This window comes from Paraburkholderia sp. PAMB 6770, assembly GCF_057748135.1.
This window is the reverse complement of the sequence record NZ_CM173239.1, coordinates 2,403,862-2,422,078: the sequence shown is the minus strand read 5'-3', so window position 1 is coordinate 2,422,078 and position 18,217 is coordinate 2,403,862. Positions and strand designations below refer to the sequence as shown.

Here is an 18,217-nt window from a genome sequence, read left to right as displayed (position 1 = left end):
GCTCGTCGGCCCCCGCCGGTTCCGCTTCAGCGCGCCGGGCCGCGCGAACGGCAGGCGGCTTGCGCCTGTGCCCGGGTTTGTGCGTTGGCTTGCGCCTGCCCTTGCCCTTGCCCTTGCCTCCGCGCCCGCGCGGGCCGCCTCGCTAGCCGCCCGCCGAAGACAGCGCCGCGCGCTTGCGCTGCAAGAACCGGCGCACGGCCGGATCGCGTTCGAGGCCGATCGCGAGACCGTATGCGTCGAGCGCTTCGCTGGTCGCGCCGGCCCGCGCCAGCAGGTCGGCGCGCGCGGCCCAGTACGGTTGATAGTCGGCCAGACGCGGATCGTTCGCATACGGTGCGAGCGCGTCGAGCGCCGCTTGCGGGCCGTCGCGTTCGCCGAGCGCGAGCGCGCGGTTCACCGCGATCACCGGCGACGCGGCAATCGCGAACAGCGCATCGTAGAGCTGCACGATCTCCGCCCAGTTCGCCCGACGCGTCCGGCAGCGGTGCACGTGCGCCGACTGCAGCGCGGCTTCGAGCTGAAAGCGTCCGATCGCGTCGAATGCGCTCGCGCGCCGCAACAGCCGGTCGGCGGCGTCGAGCATCGGTGCGTCCCATGTCGCCGGATCCTGCGCGGAGAGCGGCACGTACTCGCCCGCCGCATCGCGCCGCGCGTGACGCCGCGCCTGTGCATACAGCATCAGCGCGAGCAGCCCCAGCGGCTCCGGCTCCTGCGGCAGCCACTCGACCAGCAGTTGCGCCAGAAACAGCGCCTCGCCGACGAGCGCGCGCCGCTCGGTGTCGCCGCCGACCGGGTCGCTCCATCCTTCCGCATACGCCGCATAGACCGCTTCGAGCACGGCGGCGAGCCGGCCGGGCAACGCGTCGTGCTCGGGCACGTCGAACGGAATGCCGGCTTCGCGGATCTTGTTCTTTGCCCGCACGAGGCGCTTGCCCATCGCCGCGGGGGACGTCAGGAACGCGGACGCGATCGTCTTTGCTTCGAGCCCCAGCACGACCTGCAGCATCAGCGGCGTACGGATCGCGGGGTCGAGGGCGGGATGCGTGCATGCGAACAGCAGCGCGAGCCGCCGGTCGGGCAACGCGCCTGCTTCGCGCGCGTCGATTTCGTCGGCGAGGATGGCGAGCTGGCTCGCGACATCGTCGCCGATCCGGCGATGGCGCGCGCCGTCGATTGCACGGCGGCGCGCGACCGTCATCAGCCACGCCTCGGGGTTCGCGGGGCAACCGTGCCGCGGCCAGTCGGCGAGCGCGGCGGCAAACGCGTCGGCGAGCGCGTCCTCGGCCGCGGCGACGTCGCGCGTGCGCATCGCGAGCAGCGCGACGAGCTTGCCGTAGCTGCGGCGCGCGACCGTTGCCGCCATCGCATGCGCGGCGCCGTCAGCTTCACGGCTGCCGCCGCCCGCGCTCATGTGGCCGATCGCGCATCGTACGGAGCGGTCCAGACCGGACGGACCTCCATCACGCCGTGCCCCGCGCCGGGACAGCGCGACGCCCATGCGATCGCGGCGTCCAGGTTGGGCACCTCGATCAGGTAATAGCCGGCGAGCTGCTCCTTCGAATCGGAATACGGTCCGTCAAGCACCTGCGACTTGCCGTCGACGAGCCGCACCGTCGTGCCGGTGTTCGAGTGCTGCAGCCGGTTGGCGCCCACCAGCACGCCTGCCTTGTTCAACGCTTCCGTATAGGCCTGATACGCGGCAACGCCTTGCTGTCGCTCGCCGTCCGTCATCTGGTTCCAGCCGTTCTCTTCCGAATAGATCATCAACAGGTATTGCATACGTGCCTCCGCGATGGGGTGGATTGAGGCGGCCGGTGACTGTGTGCCATCGCGCCGCCATCACAATGACGCGCAGCGTGCAGGCCGACGGACAGAGCGGGCCGAAAAAAATCGCGGACGGCGTCTGGCCGGCTGCGTCCGGCGCCAACGCAGCGCGCGCGAAACAGCGCCGCCATGCCGGCCCGTTGCGCTTTGACGCGCGGCGCGCGAGGCGCGAATCAGGCGCTCACGCAGCGAAACCCCGCGTATACGTACTGATACCGCGGCTGAAACCAGTTGCGGAAGCTCGGCCGCATCATGCATTGCGCGGTGCGCGCGGAGCCGCCCTTCAGCACGTAATGCTCGCCGTCGAAGAAGTTGGCCGAGTAGCCGGGATAGAACGGAAACGCCTCGAATCCCGGTAGCGCGTCGAAGGGGCTCGACGTCCACTCCCAGCCGTTGCCGTATTGGCCATGCACGCCGAACGCGCTGACGTTGGCCGGGTGCGCGTCGACCGCCTGCGGGTTCCACGCGCGGAAGTCGGCGTTGCCGCCGGCATCGTCGGGCACGCCGTGCGCCGCGCGCTGCCATTGCGCTTCGCTCGGCAGCGCCTTGCCCGCCCAGCGCGCGTACGCGCTCGCCTCCGCATGGCTCGCGTAGACGGGCCAGTCGAGCGGCAGCGGGCGCTCGTCGAACATCGTGCGCAGCATCCATGCGCCGTCGCTCGCGCGGCGCGACCAGCCGGCCGGATGCGCGAGATGCGCGGCCTCTTTCCAGCGCCAGTCCTTGTCGGTCCACCAGGCGCGCTGCGTGTAGCCGCCCGCTTCGATAAACGCGCGGTAGGCGCCGTTGCTGACCATGTGCCGCTCGATGTCGAAGGCCGGCACGTCGATCCTCGCTTCGCCGAACTCGTTGTCCCACCCGAAACGCGCGCCGTGGCGCGGCATGCCGAGCCGCACGTCCCCGGCCGGCACGTGGACCATCGGCGCGTCGGCCTGCGGAGGGAGCGCCGCTTCGGCGTCGGCCGCGGGGCTGGCCGGCGGGGCGCTTTTTTGCGCCAGCGGCAACTGATGCAGCATGTACGCGAGCGTTTCCGCATGCATCAGGCGGTGCTCGATCGCGACGTTCAGCAACTGCTGCGGCGAGCCCGTGCGGTTCGCGTCGCCGGCCGCATCGCCGAGGCGCACGCCGGTCAGCGCGAGATCGATCTGCGCGCGCGCCGCGCGCGCGTACGCCCGCACCGCGTCAAGCGCGGGCCAGTCGCCTGGCGCATCGGTGGGCAGGCCGCCGTCGACGGGATCGATGCCGAACGCGAACAGCCGGTCGAGCGTCGCGTCGAAGGCGGGCAGCGCGCACAGGCGTTCGTCGAACAGATTGCGGTCGAAGGCTTCGAGGTGCCCGATATAGAAGACGATCCGGTGCCGCTCGGGGATCGGCCGTTCGTACAGGAAGGCGGGCTGGACGATGCCAAACAGCGCGTCGCTGATCCGGCGCGCTTCGATCAGGCGCTGGACGAGCGGGTGATGCGGGACGGGGTCGCGATGCATGTCGCCGGTCTCCATCGGGGGACAGTGGGAAACTGTACCCGCTCGCAGAAGCCGTGCCAAGGCGTGCGCGGCACGCCGCCGCGTGGCCGCGCGCCGCGCCCGATGCGCGCTAGACCTGCTCCAGCGCGGCGCGATCGACGATGCGCACGTATTTGCCCTGCGTGTCGATCAGTCCGCGCTTTTGAAATCGCGACAGCGTGCGGCTGACGGTTTCGAGCGTCGTGCCGAGGTAGCTGCCCATGTCCTCGCGCGTCATCCGCAGGTTGAACTCGACCGGCGAATAGCCGCGCTGCGCGTTGCGCGCCGCGATGTCGAGCAGAAACGCGGCGACCCGCCCGTCCGCGGACAGCGAACCGAGCACCATCATCTGCGCCCCCTCGCGGACGATCTGCTCGCCCATCAGCCGGTGCAGGCGGTCCTGCATCGCGTCGACGTCGCGGCACAGCTTCTTCAGCGCGCGATAGGGGACGATGCAGACCGTGCTGTCCTCGAGCGCGGTCGCGCTGCACGCGTGCCGGTCGTCGCGGATGCCGTCGAAGCCGAGCGCCTCGCCCGCCAGCCGCAGGCCGGTGACCTGGTCGCGTCCGTCGCGCTGCGTCATCGTGGTTTTCAGCGAGCCGGAGCGTACCGCGTAGAGGTTTTCGAACGCGTCGCCGCCGCGGTACAGCGCCTCGCCGCGCCGCACAAGGCGCGCGCTGCAGATGAGCGCTTCGAGTTTCGGCAACTCCGTGTTCGACAGGCCCTGCGGCATGCAGAGCTGGCGCATCGCGCAGCTCGAACAGCGCGCGGCGCTGCGGGTGGCCGGGCGGCGGGGCAGCGGGGTGACGGTCCGCAAGGGCGGCCGGGGCGGCGCGACAGGCGTCAACATGATGGATCACCGCAGGTGGGAGAGCACGCAACGATTGTCCCACCGCGGCTCACCGCAGGGTTCGCGGCAAAATGACGCGTCGCGCGGCCGGTGCGCGGCCGGCGTGCGGCTGGTGCGCTCCGGCGTATGACGGCGCAGTGCGGCGCAATCCGGCGCAATCCGGCGCAATCCGGCGCAATCCGGCGCAATCCGGGGCAATCCGCCACCTCGTGCCGTTTGCCGTGCACGAGCAGGCACGCTCGCGCACGAGGCGCCGGGCCGGGCTAATACGCGGCGCGTGACGGCGTCGCGCGGCTCATGCAGCCGGTGCCGCCGGTGCCGCCGGTGCGGGCGGCTGTGCGGCGCTCGCCGGCACCAGCAGCACCGGCAGCGCGGCGTGACGCACGCAGCGTTCCGCGACGCTGCCGAGAAACAGGCGCTGCACGCCGCGCCGGCCGTGCGTGCCCATCACCAGCAGGTCGGCGCCGAAGCGGGCCGCCGCGGCGAGAATCACCGTCGACACGTCTTCGAGCGCCGACGATTCCCCGGTGGCCGTCTCGCCCGCCACGCCCTGCGCGCGCATCGCGCGATCCAGTTCGTCGGCGAGCGTCTTGCCCTGCTCGATCAGCCGGTTGCGCAGGATCGATGGGTCGTAGCCCGGCGCGTCGAAGTACATCGGCGCGCTCTCGACGACATACAGCGGCTGAAGCACCGCGCCTTCGGAGCGCGCGAGGCCGAGGGCGGCATCGAACGCGTGCCGCGAGGTCGGGCTGCCGTCTACCGCGACGAGAATGCGTGTGTACATGATGGAAATCTCCCGATGGAATGGTTCTGATAGGGGCCGTGCGCGGGGACGGCCGGCGGGCGCGGCGAGGCCGGATCGCCGGCATCAGTGTGCATGATTGCCCGAAAAACGGGTGCGCAACCTGGATGTCAATCAAACGCTTGTCAAATTTGCCGGGCGCTGTGTTGTGCGGCTTTACGCCGTCCGGCAGGGGCTTGCGCGTGACGCCGGGCGCCGGGCTGGCGAATCCGGCGCGGCGGCAGCGGCTGTTTGCCTTACAATCGAGGTCTATTCTGACAAGCCAATCCGTACTGGTGATGAACGAGCGCAAATCGACGGGCCTGCCCGACAAAATCTACGGCGACATCCTGAACCGCATCCTCGAAGGCGAGTACAAGGAGGGCGAACGGTTGCCGACCGAGCACGCGCTCGCCGAGCGCTTCGAGACTTCGCGGCCGACCGTGCGCGAGGCGCTCGCGCGCCTGCGCGCGGACGGCATCATCGTCACGCGGCACGGGTCGGGCACCACGGTCGCGCGCCGGCCGGATCCGGACGTGCGCCGCTTCGCGCCGCTCGAAACGCTGTCCGATATCCGCCGCTGCTACGAATTTCGCATCGTCACCGAGGGCGGCGCGGCCGAACTCGCGGCCGTGAAGGCGGAGGCCGAGGACATCGCGGCCATCCAGCACGCGTGGGACGAGCTGGAGCGCGTGATCGAGACGCAGGGCATCGGCGCGAAGGACGATTTCTCGTTCCACCTCGCGGTCGCGCGCGCGTCGAAGAATCCGTTCTTCATCACGGTGATGTCGTTCATCGAAGAGCAGATCGTGTTCAGCATGAACCTGTCGCGCAACCTGTCGCTCGTGAAGACGGTCGAGCGCCAGCGTCTCGTGCAGGCCGAGCATCGCGCGGTGCTCGAAGCGATTCGCCGCAAGGACGCGGCGGCTGCCGGCGAGGCGATGCGCATCCACCTGGGCAATGCGCTGCAACGCATGTTCGGTTCCTGATCCCTTCTGTCGCCGGAGCGCGCGCGGCTGGGCGCGCTCCGTTTCCCGCCCGGTCCGCGCGGCCGCGGCTGCGGTTTTTCGCGCGCCACGCGGCGCCTGCCTGAAGTGAACGCTCCCCGTCCCCTGCCGTTCCGTGCGGCGCTGCTTGCGATGCTCGGCATCGCACTCGTCAACATGCTGGTCGCGCTCGACCAGACCGTGGTCAGCACCGCGCTGCCGTCGATCGTCGCCGAACTGCGCGGCTTCGAGTATTACGCGTGGATCGCGAGCGCCTATCTGCTCGCGTCGGTGGTGACCGTGCCGGTGTTCGGGCGCCTCGGCGATTACTTCGGCCGCAAGCGCTTCGTGATCGCGGCGGTCGTCGTGTTCACGGCTGCCTCGGTGCTGTGCGGTCTCGCACCGGGCATGCTGTTTCTCGTCTTCGCGCGCGGGCTGCAGGGCGTCGGCGGCGGCATGATGGTCGGCACCGCGTTCGCGTCGATTCCCGACCTGTTCCCCGACCCGCGCGCGCGGGTGCGCTGGCAGGTGATCATGGCGGCCGCATACGGGATCGGCACGGCAGCGGGGCCGTCGCTCGGCGGCTGGCTCAGCCAGCATTTCGGCTGGCGTTCGACCTTTCTCGTGAATCTGCCGGTGGGGGTGCTCGCGCTCTACTTCATCGGCGCGCATCTGCCGGACTACCGGCGTCCGGCGACCGGCAAGGTCCGCATCGACTGGACCGGGGCCGTGCTCGTCGCGCTGGTGCTCGGCGGCCTGCAGACGGCGATCGAGGCGGTGCCGAAGTCCGGTCTGAGCGGCATGAACCTCGCGCTCATTGCGTGCGTGGCGCTCGGCGCGGCGGCGCTGCTCGTCTGCGAGCGGCGCGCGACGCATCCGATCGTGCCGCTCGACCTGTTTCGCGACGCGCAACTGGTCACGCTGTTCACGCTCTCGCTGCTGTCGGGCTTCGTGATGTTTTCGCTGATCTTCTTCGCGCCGCTGCTGCTGCAAGGCGGCTTCGGCCTGTCGCCGCAGGAGGCCGGCCTGCTCGCGACGCCGATCGCCGCGTGCATCGCGCTCGGCAGCATGATCAACACGCGCATCGTGATCCATTTGCCCAGGCCGACGCTGATCCTGTCGATCGGCTTTGCGCTGCTCGTCGCCGCGTCGCTCGGGCTCGCGCTCGCGACGCGCAGCACGCCGCATCCGCTGCTCGAACTGTCGATGGCCGCGGTCGGCGTCGGGCTCGGATTCATCCTGAACAACCTGAACGTGTTCGGCCAGGAGATCGCCGGGCGCGAGCGCTTCGGCATCACGACGGCGCTGCTGCAGTCGACGCGGATGGTGGGCGGGATGCTCGGCACCAGCATCGTCGCGACGATCGTCAACCGGCGCTATGAAACCGGTGTCGCTAACGCGCTGCAGGTGCTCGGCGAGCCGGTCGCATCGCGCTGGCTGCCGCGGCTTGCCGATCCGCGCATCCTGATCGACCCGGCGCTGCGCGACACGCTGCTCGCCGATCTGAACCGCGCGGGGCTCGCGGGCTCCGCGCTGATCGAGGCGGCACGCCAGACGCTCGTGCAGTCGATCCACCTCGGCGTCGCGCTGACCGGCATCGCGGCGCTCGTGGCGACGCTGACGGTGCGGCGGATCGCGCACATCACGTTCAGCCGCCGCGCCGGCAAATAACGACGCGACCCGACGCGCGAGCGGCAGGCACGGCGCCGCGCGGCACGCCACGGCACGGCACGGCACGGCACGGCACGGCACGGCACGGCACGGCACGGCACGGCACGGCACGGCGCGGCACGGCACGGCACGGCACGGCGCCGCGCGGGGACAGACGTCTCGCGCGTCAGGTGCGCACCTACCTACCTGGATAGGTGCGTCCGGTGGAAGGCTCAAGCAAAATTCAGACGAATAATGCCTAAACCACCTGAGAGACGCACCATGGAATTACTCGAGAATCAATGGAAATCGCCGGTCAGCATTCAAAACCGCGTGGCAGAGGTATCGGAGAAAGCGCCGGCCCCGCTCGACCGTCATCTGATCGTTGCTTTTCGCAAAATGAAACAGGAGAGCCAGCGGCGTTTCTGGGCGCGTTTTGGCGTGACGCAATCGCGCGGCAGCCGCTTCGAGTCGGGTGCGGAAATTCCGCCGCCGGTTTCGATTCTGCTCGGTCTTTACCTGACAAAGGCGGTTTCAGACAGCGATCTGGGACACGCGAGCCACGTGATTAACAGCGGCGAGGCGGCCGAACTGCTCAAGCCGGGTCAATAAGGCCCAGTTGCATCGCGAGGACGGCAGCCGCGCGGCGCGAATTCACGCCGAATTTCGCCCGGATATTTTTTACGTGAAAATTCACCGCGGCTTCCGAGCAGCTCAAAATGTGGGATATTTCCCATGTTGATTTGCCACGCGCGGTCCAGTTCAGGCATTCGCGCTCGCGTGGCGTCAATTGCGGCATCGTCGTGCGCGTGTGCGAGAGCATGTGGCGCTGCCCGGTGTCGATCACGAGGTCGCGCAACAGCACCAGTTTGGGCAGCAGCGCGTCAATCTGCAGCCAGAACAGGCTGCCGGGGTTGATGTCGTTCGCCACGCTCAGCATGCCGACTTCCCGGCCGGGGCCGTGAATCGGCAGCGCGACGCCGCAGCGCAGGCCGTACTGGCTTGCTTCTTCGTAGAGCATGCGCTGCGCGCGCGTCGCGAACAGCTCCGCCGTCCAGACGAGCGGCGTGGCGCGGGTCATGCAATGGCTCACCGTCGGGTCGATCCGCTCATACTCCGCTTCGTCGTAGCGGCGCCGCCATGCGGGCGAATATGTGCTGCGCAGGTACGCCTCCTCAAGTCTCATGCCCGCACGCGGCAGCATGGCGACCAGCACCTGGTCGAAACCCCATTCTCCGACGACATGCGTCAGCGCGCGAAACCACGCGGCCTCATCCGGCGCATTGACGAGTGACGACATTTGTTCGAGTACATGTTGCGGCACGGGTTTCTCCGTCGCAGCGGCCCACTGCGGGTTACGCCGACGCGAACTCGCGATCGGCCTGAGATTGAGCAGCAATTTATCACTATTTATTCATTCGTGAATAAAAATCCGCGCGTGACGTAAGCGGAAATCACTCGTCTTAATATCAAGATAGCGGATGATGCACATTCAAAAAGATGTCATTTAGCAAAAACAGGACAAGACGGATCGTGGTCCGACAAATCGAACGCGTAATTGTTAAATCGTTCGGTGAATTGACACAGTTGATCCGTCTTTGCGTGCCAAGCCAGTGCGCGGGGAGCGTGGGCGTTGTCAATTGTCGAAGCGGACGAAGCACACACGTGTAAAACCGCGCGCGACGCCTGTTCCGATTGCGGCGCTATGCGCATTTGGGCGCACGACCACTGATCAGGCTGAATATCTAAATACCCAAATCGGTCAATTTAACCTGATTAAAGAGTGGAAATAAGTAAAAATGACCTTATTGAATTTCCACACAGGATTTCCAGAAAGGAACGCTGGCGATTGCCCGTGCACTGCGAGCGCATCATGCGGATTCCCGGTGCTTTTCCTCTGCGGCTCGGCAGCGAAGCGGGCGGACGGGGCGGCCCGCATGGTGCCTGCCATGTTGTCATACGAAAATTACACCGATGCAAGGCTCGCGAGAACCGCTCCGACGCCTTGACTGGCGGGCCAAAGAGACCGAATTCGAGGGCCCGCAACGCGCCTTCGCCGCGCCGAGGAAGCGGGGTTGTCTTCGCTGCATGCAAATGTTGTTTGACAACATTGCAATCGGGATGCTACCTTGTCAGCAATTCATCGATTCCGTTTTGAGGTGCCATGAAAGTCTCCCCGATCCTCGACAGCGAGTTCTCTGCCACCGTGATGGCGGTGCCGCCGCTCGCCCGCCGCGCCGACTTCACGCTCGACGCCGCGGAAAACCTGAAGCTGATCCGGCACATCGAGGCAGGCGGCGTGCGCACCCTGCTGTACGGCGGCAATGCAAACCTGTACCACGTCGCGGTGAGCGAATATCGCGAACTGCTCGACATGCTGGCGGACAGCGCTGGTCCCGACACGCGGGTGATTCCGGCCATCGGCCCGGACTACGGCAAGATGCTCGACCAGGCGCGCATTCTCGCGCAGACGCCGTATCGCACGGCGATGGTGCTGCCGCTCGCCGGCTTCACGACCTCGGAAGGCGTCGAGGCGGGGCTTACCCGCATCGTCGACGCGGCGGGCATTCCGCTCACGCTGTATGTGAAGAGCGAAAACTACGTGGATGTCGACACGCTTGCCCGCATGGTCGAGCGCGGCACGCTGCTGGCGGTGAAGTACGCGATCGTCCGCGACGACCCGTCGGACGATCCGTATCTGACGCGCCTGCTGCAAAGCGTGCCGGCGTCGAAAGTAGTGTCCGGCATGGGCGAGCGGCCCGCCATCGTGCATCTGCGCGACTTCGGTCTCGCGGCGTGGACCACCGGCTCGGGCTGTATCGCGTCGAACGCGGTGACGGCGCTGCTGCATGCGATCAAGGCCGGCCGCGCCGAAGAGGCGCAGCGCCTGTACGATGCGTTCATGCCGCTCGAAACGCTGCGCGACGACATCTCGCTGATCCGCGTGCTGCACGACGCCGTGACGTTCTCGAAGATCGCCGACATGGGCCCGATCCTGCCGCTGCTGAGCGCGAGCCCGGCGGAAGATCACGCGGGCATCGATCGCGCGACGCAGGCACTCCTCGCATTCGAGCGCGCGTTCGTTGCACAGGGCGCCGCGCGCTGATCCTCTTCATTCCGACATTCGATGTCGCATGCCGAACGGCCCGACGCAAGTCGCGGCCGTTTGGCGTTTCCAAGGAGTCATTCGATGCACATCACTGGAGACATGCTGATCGGCGCCGCCGCGGTACGCGGCACGGCCGGCACGCTGCACGCGTTCGATCCGGCGGCTAACGCGGAACTCGAACCGGCCTTCGGCGCGGGCGGCGTCGCGGAGGTCGAGCGTGCCTGCCGGCTCGCCGCCGAGGCGTTCGATCCGTTCCGCAGCCAGCCGCTCGAAACGCGCGCGCGGTTTCTCGAAGCCGTGGCCGACAACATCGTCGCGCTCGGCGACGCGCTGATCGAGCGCGCGCATCTCGAGTCGGCGCTGCCGAAGGCGCGCCTCGAAGGCGAGCGCGGCCGCACGGTCGGCCAGCTCAGGCTGTTCGCGTCGCTCGTGCGCGAGGGCCGCTGGCTCACGGCGACGCTCGATTCCGCGCTGCCGGAGCGCAAGCCGCTGCCGCGTCCGGACCTGCGCCTGCAAAAGGTGCCGGTCGGGCCGGTGGCGGTGTTCGGCGCGAGCAATTTCCCGCTGGCGTTCTCGGTGGCGGGCGGCGATACCGCGTCGGCGTTCGCGGCGGGCTGTCCGGTGGTCGTCAAGGCGCACCCGGCGCATCTGGGCACGTCGGAGCTGGTGGGCCGCGCGATCCAGACGGCCGTCGCCGACCTGGGTCTGCCCGAGGGCGTGTTTTCGCTGCTGATCGGCGCGGGCAACGAGATGGGCGCCGCGCTCGTCACGCATCCGGCGATCAGGTCGGTCGGCTTCACCGGTTCGCGGCGCGGCGGCCTCGCGCTGGTCGAACTCGCGTCGAAGCGGCGCGAGCCGATTCCGGTGTTCGCCGAGATGAGCAGCATCAATCCGTTCATCGTGCTGCCGGGCGCGCTTCGGGCGCGCGGCGCGGCGCTCGCGAACGGCTTCGTGGAATCGGTCACGCTCGGCGTCGGCCAGTTCTGCACGAATCCCGGCCTCGTGCTGATGCTCGACGGCCCGGACACCCGTGCGTTCATCGACGCGGCCGCCGACGCGCTCGCGAAAAAGGGCGCGCAGACCATGCTGAGCGCGGGTATCGCCACCGCCTATGACGACGGCGTCGCGCAACGCGCGCGGCAGGACGGCGTGCGGCGCGTCGCCGACGGCGCGGCGACCGGCGCGGCGTGCGCCGCGCGGCCGGTGCTGTTCGAAACCACGGCCGCGCGCTTTCTCGGCAGCGCGGCGCTCGAAGACGAAATCTTCGGCCCGACGTCGCTGATCGTGACCTGCCGCGACATGGCCGAGATGATCGCGGTCGCCGAGCACCTCGAAGGCCAGTTGACCGCCACGCTGCAGATCGAGCCGCCGGACTATCCGCTCGCGCGGCAACTGCTGCCGACGCTCGAACGCAAGGTCGGCCGCATTCTCGCGAACGGTTTCCCGACCGGCGTCGAAGTCACGCATGCGATGGTGCACGGCGGCCCGTTCCCGGCCACCTCGGATGCGCGCGCCACCTCGGTGGGGTCGACCGCGATCGAGCGCTTCCTGCGCCCGGTCTGCTACCAGGATCTGCCGGCCGACCTGCTGCCCGCCGCGCTCGCCGACGACAATCCGCTCGCGCTCTGGCGTCTGCGCGACGGCAGGCTCGTGCAGGGCTGAGCCCGCGGCGCGCGCGTCCCGCGGGCGGAAGCCGTCCGGAGGCGGCGCGCGCGACGAACACGACAGCCGGGGCGGCGTATCCCGGCGCCCTTTCAGGAGACACGCATGACAGGCCGTTTTCGCTGGGTCGTCGCGGCGTTGCTGTTTGCCGCGGGCATGCTGAATTACCTCGACTGCGCCGCGCTGCCGGTTGCCGCGCCATTCATCGGGCGCGACCTGCATTTCGGCGCGGCCGACATGGGCCTGCCGTTCAGCCGCTTTTTCATCGGCTATTGCGTGTTCTGCTTCGTCGGCGGCTATGCGTCGGACCGCTTCGGCCCGACGCGCGTATTCCGCGTCGCGGCGGGCCTGTGGTCGATCTTCTGCGGCGCGACCGCAATCGTCACCGCCTTCGGGCAACTCGTGCTGTTTCGCGTGCTGTTCGGCATCGGCGAAGGGCCGATGGGCTCCATGACGAACAAGGCCATCAACAACGGGTTTGCGCGCCGCGAGGCCGGCCGCGTGGTCGGCCTGACGCATGCCGGGCAGCCGCTCGGCGGCGCGATCGCCGCGCCGATCGTCGGCTTTGCCGCGCGCGCGTTCGGCTCGCGCGTGTCGTTTGTCGTGATCGCGCTGCTCGCGTGCGCGAACCGCTTCCTGCCGATGGCGCCGCAGGCGTGCTGGGTGCTGATTCAGGCGATCGTGTCGCCGGAGCGGGCGGGCGCGACCGGCGGCTTCGTGCATCTGCTGGCGAATCTGTCCGGGCTGCCGGGGCCGGCGCTGACGGGCTTCATCATTCAGTACGGCGGCGGCTACCGGGCGGCGTTTGTGCGCGCGGCATTGACTGCCGCGCTCGGCATGGCGGTGGTGCTGGTCGCGATCCGCCAGCACCGGACGCCGGGCGGCGCAGGCCGACGCGCCGCTGGCGCGGCGCGCGCCGTGAGCGTGAGCGTGGGCTAGGGCTGTTGTGCTGCGACCGTGTGCCGCGACCGTGGCCGGGCCGCCTGACAGTGTGGCGAACGACACGGCAGAATACGTGAACGCCATTCGTGGCGATGCAGGCAGCGCGCACACAGGCACAACGCACGCAGGCGCAACGCACGCAGGCGCAACGCACGCACAACGCACGCACAACGCACAACGCACAACGCACAACGCACAACGCACAACGCACAACGCACAACGCACAACGCACAACGCACAACGCACAACGCGCCCCCCGCGCACGCACCACCCAAAAGGACTCCGCATGACCGATCCGAGCCGCCGCTATCCCGATCCCGCCGTCCGTATCCTCGATCCGCGCTTCAACGCGCTGCGCCTCGCCTCGGCGTCGGTCGAATGCCTGTACCAGGGGGCGCGCTGGTCGGAGGGGCCGGTGTGGTTCGGCGACGGCCGCTATCTGCTGTGGAGCGACATTCCGAACAACCGGATTCTGCGCTGGGACGAGCAGAGCGGCGCGGTGACGCCGTTTCGCCAGCCGTCGAACCATGCAAACGGCCACACGCGCGATCGCGAAGGGCGGCTCGTGAGTTGCGAGCACCTGACACGGCGCGTCACGCGCACCGAGTACGACGGTTCGATCACCGTGCTCGCCGACCGCTACGACGGCAAGCGGCTCAACTCGCCGAACGACGTGATCGTGAAGTCCGACGGCTCGATCTGGTTCAGCGATCCGACCTTCGGCATCGACAGCTTCTACGAAGGCGAACAGCAGGCGTCCGAGTTGCCCGCGTGCGTCTATCGCATCGACGGGCAGAGCGGCGCGATCACGCGGGTGATCGACGACGTGTCCGGGCCGAACGGCCTCGCGTTCTCGCCGGACGAGTCGCTGCTGTACGTGGTGGAGTCGCGCGGCGAGCCGCGCAAGATCCGCGTGTTCGACGTGCACGGCGCGACCGTCAGCGGCAACCGGGTGCTGATCGACGCGGGGCCGGGTACCCCGGACGGCTTGCGCGTCGACATTCACGGCAATCTCTGGTGCGGCTGGGGAATGGGCACCGACGAACTCGACGGCGTGCGCGTGTTCGCGCCGCAGGGGGACGCCATCGGCCATATCGCGTTGCCGGAGCGTTGCGCGAACGTGTGCTTCGGCGGCCGGCACCGCAACCGGCTCTTCATGGCGGCGAGCCACGGCCTCTATGCGCTGTATGTCAATACGCAGGGCGTGAAAGGCGGGTGACGCGCTGCGCGCGATGCCCTATAAGTTGCATGACAAGTATGCCGCCTGCAAGGCGGGCAGACCCGGTTTCAGACGGGAAAATTTCACGTAAATATATGTTTTTGAAGTAATTATTGTGTATTCATGGTGGTTTGCGAGATGCGGATCGGCGCAATAATTTGCTTGACATCAGCGGTGCGTGTTCGCTATGGTTGACCGTATCGCGTGTTCCCCTCTGCGCGACCCCGCCGCGCGACGATACGCGCGGGCGCGCCGCCCGCCGGGCGTGCGGGGAACACAAGCGCCCCGTCCGCGAGCGGCCGCCCGCACATGCGGCATGTTGAACCCCAGGTGTCGCAGCCTGAACGTTGCTGGAGAATTGTTGTGACCAAGAAGAGAAAGACCCCTGAAGAACTGCGCAGCCACCGCTGGTATGGCGTGAACGACCTGCGCTCGTTCGGGCACCGCTCGCGCACCGCGCAGATGGGGTACAGCCGCGAGGAGTATGCGGGCAAGCCGGTGATCGCGATCCTGAACACGTGGAGCGAAATGAACCCGTGCCACACGCACTTCCGTCAGCGCGCGGAGGAAGTGAAGCGGGGGATCTGGCAGGCGGGGGGCTTTCCGATCGAATTGCCGGTGCAGACGCTGTCGGAGCCGTTCCAGAAGCCCACGACCATGCTGTACCGGAACTTCCTCGCGATGGAAGCCGAAGAGACGCTGCGCTCGTACCCGGCTGACGGGGTCGTGCTGATGGGCGGCTGCGACAAGACGACGCCGGCGCTGCTGATGGGCGCGATCTCGATGGATCTGCCGACCATCTTCCTGCCGGCCGGCCCGATGCTCAACGGCAACTGGAACGGCACGACGCTCGGCTCCGGCTCGGACACGTGGAAATACTGGGCGGACCTGCGCGCGGGCAAGATCACCGAGGCCGACTGGCAGGGCGTGGAGGGCGGCATCGCGCGCTCGCCGGGGCACTGCATGACGATGGGCACCGCTTCGACGATGACGAGCGCGGCCGAAGCGCTCGGCTTCACGCTGCCGGGCTTCGCATCGATTCCCGCGCCGGATTCGCGGCACGCGCAGATGTCGGCGAAAACGGGGATGCGGATCGTCGAGATGGTGTGGGAAGACCTGAAGCCGTCGGACATCCTGACGGTCGGCTCGATCGACAACGCGGTGACCACGTGCCTCGCGCTGTCGGGTTCGACCAATGCGATCGTGCACATGATCGCGCTGGCGCGGCGCGCAGGCATCGACCTGACGCTCGCGCGCTATGACGAGATTTCGCGGCGCACGCCGGTGCTGGCGAACGTCCGGCCCACCGGCAAGTATCTGATGGAAGACTTCTACTACGCGGGCGGGCTGCCGGCGCTCCTCGCCGAACTGGGCGAGCTGATCGACCGCACGCAGAAGACGGTGAACGGGCGTACGCTGGGCGAGAACCTGGAAGGCGCGACGATCTTCAATGACGAAGTGATCCGCCGGCGCGCAACGCCGCTGCTGCCGGACAACGGGCTCGCGGTGCTGCGCGGCAACCTCGCGCCGGACGGCGCGGTGATCAAGCCGGGCGCGGCGGAGTCGCACCTGCTGGTGCACACGGGCCGCGCGGTGGTGTTCGAGGACTACAACGACATGGCCGCGCGCATCGACGACGACGCGCTGGACGTGGACGAGACGTGCGTGATCGTGCTCAAGCATGCGGGTCCGGTCGGCGCGCCGGGCATGCCGGAGTGGGGCCAGTTGCCGATTCCGAAGAAGCTGCTGCAAAAGGGCGTACGGGACATGCTGCGGATTTCGGACGCGCGCATGAGCGGGACGAGCTACGGCGCATGCGTGCTGCACGTGGCGCCGGAATCGTTCATCGGCGGCCCGCTCGCGCTGGTGCAGAACGGCGATCTGATCGAACTGGACGTGCCGCAGCGGCGCCTGAACATGCTGGTATCGGACGAGGAACTGGCGCGCCGCAAGGCGGCATGGGTGGCGCCGGCGCCGCGCTTCACGCGAGGCTATGGCGCGATGCACCAGGTGCACGTGCTGCAGGCGGACAAGGGGTGCGACTTCGACTTTCTGCTGCGCGACGGCGCGGGCGAAAGCAAAGGCGAGCCGGAGATTCACTAAGGCGGGCTGCGTCGCCGCTGTCCGGGCGACGCGTGCCGGTCAGGCAGGTTGGTTGTGGCGTGGGGCCCGCGCGTGCGCGGGCCTTTTTTTCATGACGGCGGGATCGGATCGATTCCACGCGATTCCGACAGGCTGCACGGAATAATAAGGAATCCTGTGTGAGTTGACTGCGCTCGCCGTCAATAGCCGACCCGGTACACACGTCCCGTTTGCGCGCCTTCGACGCTGCGCAGATAGGCGAGCGCGGCACGCGGCGCGTCGACGGCCTCGAAGCCGCGAAAGTACGGGGCATAGGCGTCGAGCGATTCGGTCAGCACGGTCGGGCTCACGACGTTGATGCGGATGCCGCGCGGCAGCTCGATCGCCGCACCGCGCACGAATCCTTCGAGGGCGAGATTGACCGTGGTCGCGTTCGCGCCTTCGAGAATCGGCTCGTCCGCGATGATGCCGCTCGTCAGCGTGAACGAGCCGCCGTCGTTCACGTAGGGGTGGGCGGCGAGCACCACGTTGACCTGCCCCATCAGCTTGTCGCGCAGGCCGATCCAGAACTGCGCGGGCGTCGTCTGCGCGAGCGGACCGAAATGCACCTTGCCGGTGGTGGTCACTACGCCGTCCACCTTGCCGAGTTGCGCGAACAGCTTGCCGAGCGCGTCGGGGTCGGTGCTGTCCACCTGGTAGCGGCCGCGCGTCGCGCCCACTTCGATCACCTCGTGCCGTTCGCGCAGCGCGGTGCATACCGCCTGGCCCAGCGTGCCCGTTGCGCCAATCACGACAATTTTTTTCATCTGCGACTCCTGAATGGGGAAAGCGGCCTGTATTGTCCTGCATTCGCTTCGCCGCGCATTTCAAAAAAGGCCGCGGTCTTGCGCGCGTCGCGGCACGCCGTGCGGCGCTCCGGCTAGCGGATGCGCCGCAGTTCGAGCAGGCGCGTCGGCCGCAGATGATTGAGCGCAAGGTGGGCGCGCCCGTCGTCGAGCCGCGGGTCCGCCGCGTGTGGCGTGCGGTGCGGGTCGTTCACGTCATACGCGTGTTCGGATTCGACCATGCCCTTGTCAACCGCGATATAACCCGGTTCGAGCGCAAGCAACAGATGATTGCCGCCGACGCGGCTGTCGAATCCCGCGAAGCCGTCGCTCGCTTCCGGCACGCTGTTGTCGAGCGTTGCATTGCTGGTGGTAATTTCATCCGGCCCGATCGGACTGCGACCGGCGAGGCGCGCCGCCTCGTGGTTCTTGCCGTCGGTGTCGACGGTGCTGTCGTGGGTGCGGTCGTTGTGCTGTTCTGCGCTGCGCGGTTTGCCGGCGCCCGGCGTGCGTCCGGCGAAGCGGGGCTGGGTGGTGTCAAGGCTGTTCATCATGTGTGCTCCTTCGCAGACGACTGGGGCGAACCCGGCGCCAGGACTGGTCCAGCGTGCGCGAGCGTCAGGCGGATGACGTCGCCGGAGACGCGCGCGCAACAATCACATTCTTTTACTAATTTTGCTGAACGCGCATTTTCGACAGAGTATGATTTTACTCTTACGGGAGCGTGGGGGGATTCTTGCGGCGACCGCAAGGCCGCAGCGCTGGCGCAACCCGAACGACATCATGAGG

17 protein-coding genes are annotated in these 18,217 nt (G+C 68.1%); 9 read left to right on the top strand and 8 right to left on the bottom strand.

The window, feature by feature from the left end; translation table 11 throughout:
- Positions 1-142: 142 nt before the first annotated feature.
- The 4 genes from AC3AP7_RS28360 to AC3AP7_RS28345 form a co-directional block, all read right to left on the bottom strand.
- The gene (locus AC3AP7_RS28360) at positions 143-1,411 is read right to left on the bottom strand and encodes an RNA polymerase sigma factor (RefSeq protein ID WP_487363611.1); all 1,269 of its coding nucleotides are present in this window, start codon (positions 1,409-1,411) and stop codon (positions 143-145) included.
- Entirely contained in the window at positions 1,408-1,779 is a 372-nt protein-coding gene (locus AC3AP7_RS28355) for a YciI family protein (protein ID WP_487363610.1), read from the bottom strand. The genes AC3AP7_RS28360 and AC3AP7_RS28355 overlap by 4 nt, the downstream gene beginning before the upstream one ends.
- A gap of 218 nt (positions 1,780-1,997) precedes the next feature.
- The gene (locus AC3AP7_RS28350) at positions 1,998-3,305 is read right to left on the bottom strand and encodes an SUMF1/EgtB/PvdO family nonheme iron enzyme (RefSeq protein WP_487363609.1); all 1,308 of its coding nucleotides are present in this window, start codon (positions 3,303-3,305) and stop codon (positions 1,998-2,000) included.
- A 109-nt stretch (positions 3,306-3,414) separates the two neighbouring features.
- Positions 3,415-4,071 (bottom strand): helix-turn-helix domain-containing protein, encoded by a 657-nt coding sequence (locus AC3AP7_RS28345; protein ID WP_487363608.1) that lies wholly within the window; start codon positions 4,069-4,071, stop codon positions 3,415-3,417.
- Here AC3AP7_RS28345 and AC3AP7_RS28340 point away from each other — a divergent pair.
- Complete coding sequence (locus tag AC3AP7_RS28340) at positions 4,055-4,303, top strand: hypothetical protein (protein WP_487363607.1); 249 nt, start codon at positions 4,055-4,057, stop codon at positions 4,301-4,303. The two genes, AC3AP7_RS28345 and AC3AP7_RS28340, sit on opposite strands and share 17 nt — an antisense overlap.
- Positions 4,304-4,468: 165 nt before the next feature.
- On the opposite strand, the gene AC3AP7_RS28335 is transcribed toward AC3AP7_RS28340, so the two are convergent.
- The gene (locus tag AC3AP7_RS28335) at positions 4,469-4,957 is read right to left on the bottom strand and encodes a universal stress protein (RefSeq protein WP_487363606.1); all 489 of its coding nucleotides are present in this window, start codon (positions 4,955-4,957) and stop codon (positions 4,469-4,471) included.
- Between the two features lie 296 nt (positions 4,958-5,253).
- Here AC3AP7_RS28335 and AC3AP7_RS28330 point away from each other — a divergent pair, with 296 nt between their 5' ends.
- From AC3AP7_RS28330 to AC3AP7_RS28320, 3 genes are all read left to right on the top strand, one after another.
- On the top strand, positions 5,254-5,943 hold the full coding sequence (locus AC3AP7_RS28330; RefSeq protein ID WP_487363605.1) for a FadR/GntR family transcriptional regulator: 690 nt from the start codon (positions 5,254-5,256) through the stop codon (positions 5,941-5,943).
- Between the two features lie 150 nt (positions 5,944-6,093).
- Complete coding sequence (locus AC3AP7_RS28325; RefSeq protein WP_487365047.1) at positions 6,094-7,611, top strand: MFS transporter; 1,518 nt, start codon at positions 6,094-6,096, stop codon at positions 7,609-7,611.
- Positions 7,612-7,872: 261 nt separating this feature from the next.
- On the top strand, positions 7,873-8,202 hold the full coding sequence (locus tag AC3AP7_RS28320) for a helix-turn-helix domain-containing protein (protein ID WP_487363604.1): 330 nt from the start codon (positions 7,873-7,875) through the stop codon (positions 8,200-8,202).
- Here AC3AP7_RS28320 and AC3AP7_RS28315 read toward each other — a convergent pair.
- On the bottom strand, positions 8,186-8,890 hold the full coding sequence (locus tag AC3AP7_RS28315) for an autoinducer binding domain-containing protein (protein WP_487365046.1): 705 nt from the start codon (positions 8,888-8,890) through the stop codon (positions 8,186-8,188). The genes AC3AP7_RS28320 and AC3AP7_RS28315 overlap by 17 nt on opposite strands.
- A gap of 864 nt (positions 8,891-9,754) precedes the next feature.
- Here AC3AP7_RS28315 and AC3AP7_RS28310 point away from each other — a divergent pair.
- The 5 genes from AC3AP7_RS28310 (at position 9,755) to araD (ending at position 16,625) form a co-directional block, all read left to right on the top strand.
- Positions 9,755-10,696 (top strand): dihydrodipicolinate synthase family protein, encoded by a 942-nt coding sequence (locus tag AC3AP7_RS28310; RefSeq protein WP_487363603.1) that lies wholly within the window; start codon positions 9,755-9,757, stop codon positions 10,694-10,696.
- Between the two features lie 84 nt (positions 10,697-10,780).
- A complete protein-coding gene (locus tag AC3AP7_RS28305) occupies positions 10,781-12,361 on the top strand; it encodes an aldehyde dehydrogenase (NADP(+)) (RefSeq protein ID WP_487363602.1) in 1,581 nt (526 codons plus the stop codon).
- Between the two features lie 105 nt (positions 12,362-12,466).
- Positions 12,467-13,300, top strand: a complete 834-nt coding sequence (locus tag AC3AP7_RS28300) for an MFS transporter (RefSeq protein ID WP_487363601.1) — start codon at positions 12,467-12,469, stop codon at positions 13,298-13,300.
- Positions 13,301-13,589: 289 nt separating this feature from the next.
- Positions 13,590-14,522, top strand: coding sequence for an SMP-30/gluconolactonase/LRE family protein (locus AC3AP7_RS28295; RefSeq protein WP_487363600.1), 933 nt, complete (start codon positions 13,590-13,592; stop codon positions 14,520-14,522).
- Positions 14,523-14,885: 363 nt separating this feature from the next.
- Positions 14,886-16,625 carry an L-arabinonate dehydratase gene (araD, locus tag AC3AP7_RS28290; RefSeq protein ID WP_487363599.1) on the top strand — a complete coding sequence of 580 codons (1,740 nt, stop codon included), beginning with the start codon at positions 14,886-14,888 and terminating at the stop codon, positions 16,623-16,625.
- Positions 16,626-16,804: 179 nt separating this feature from the next.
- Here the strand turns inward: araD and AC3AP7_RS28285 are convergent, their stop codons facing one another.
- Both AC3AP7_RS28285 and AC3AP7_RS28280 read right to left on the bottom strand, forming a co-directional pair.
- Entirely contained in the window at positions 16,805-17,410 is a 606-nt protein-coding gene (locus AC3AP7_RS28285) for a short chain dehydrogenase (RefSeq protein ID WP_487363598.1), read from the bottom strand.
- A gap of 113 nt (positions 17,411-17,523) precedes the next feature.
- Positions 17,524-17,979, bottom strand: a complete 456-nt coding sequence (locus AC3AP7_RS28280; RefSeq protein ID WP_487365045.1) for a DUF3005 domain-containing protein — start codon at positions 17,977-17,979, stop codon at positions 17,524-17,526.
- Between the last annotated feature and the right edge of the window lie 238 nt (positions 17,980-18,217).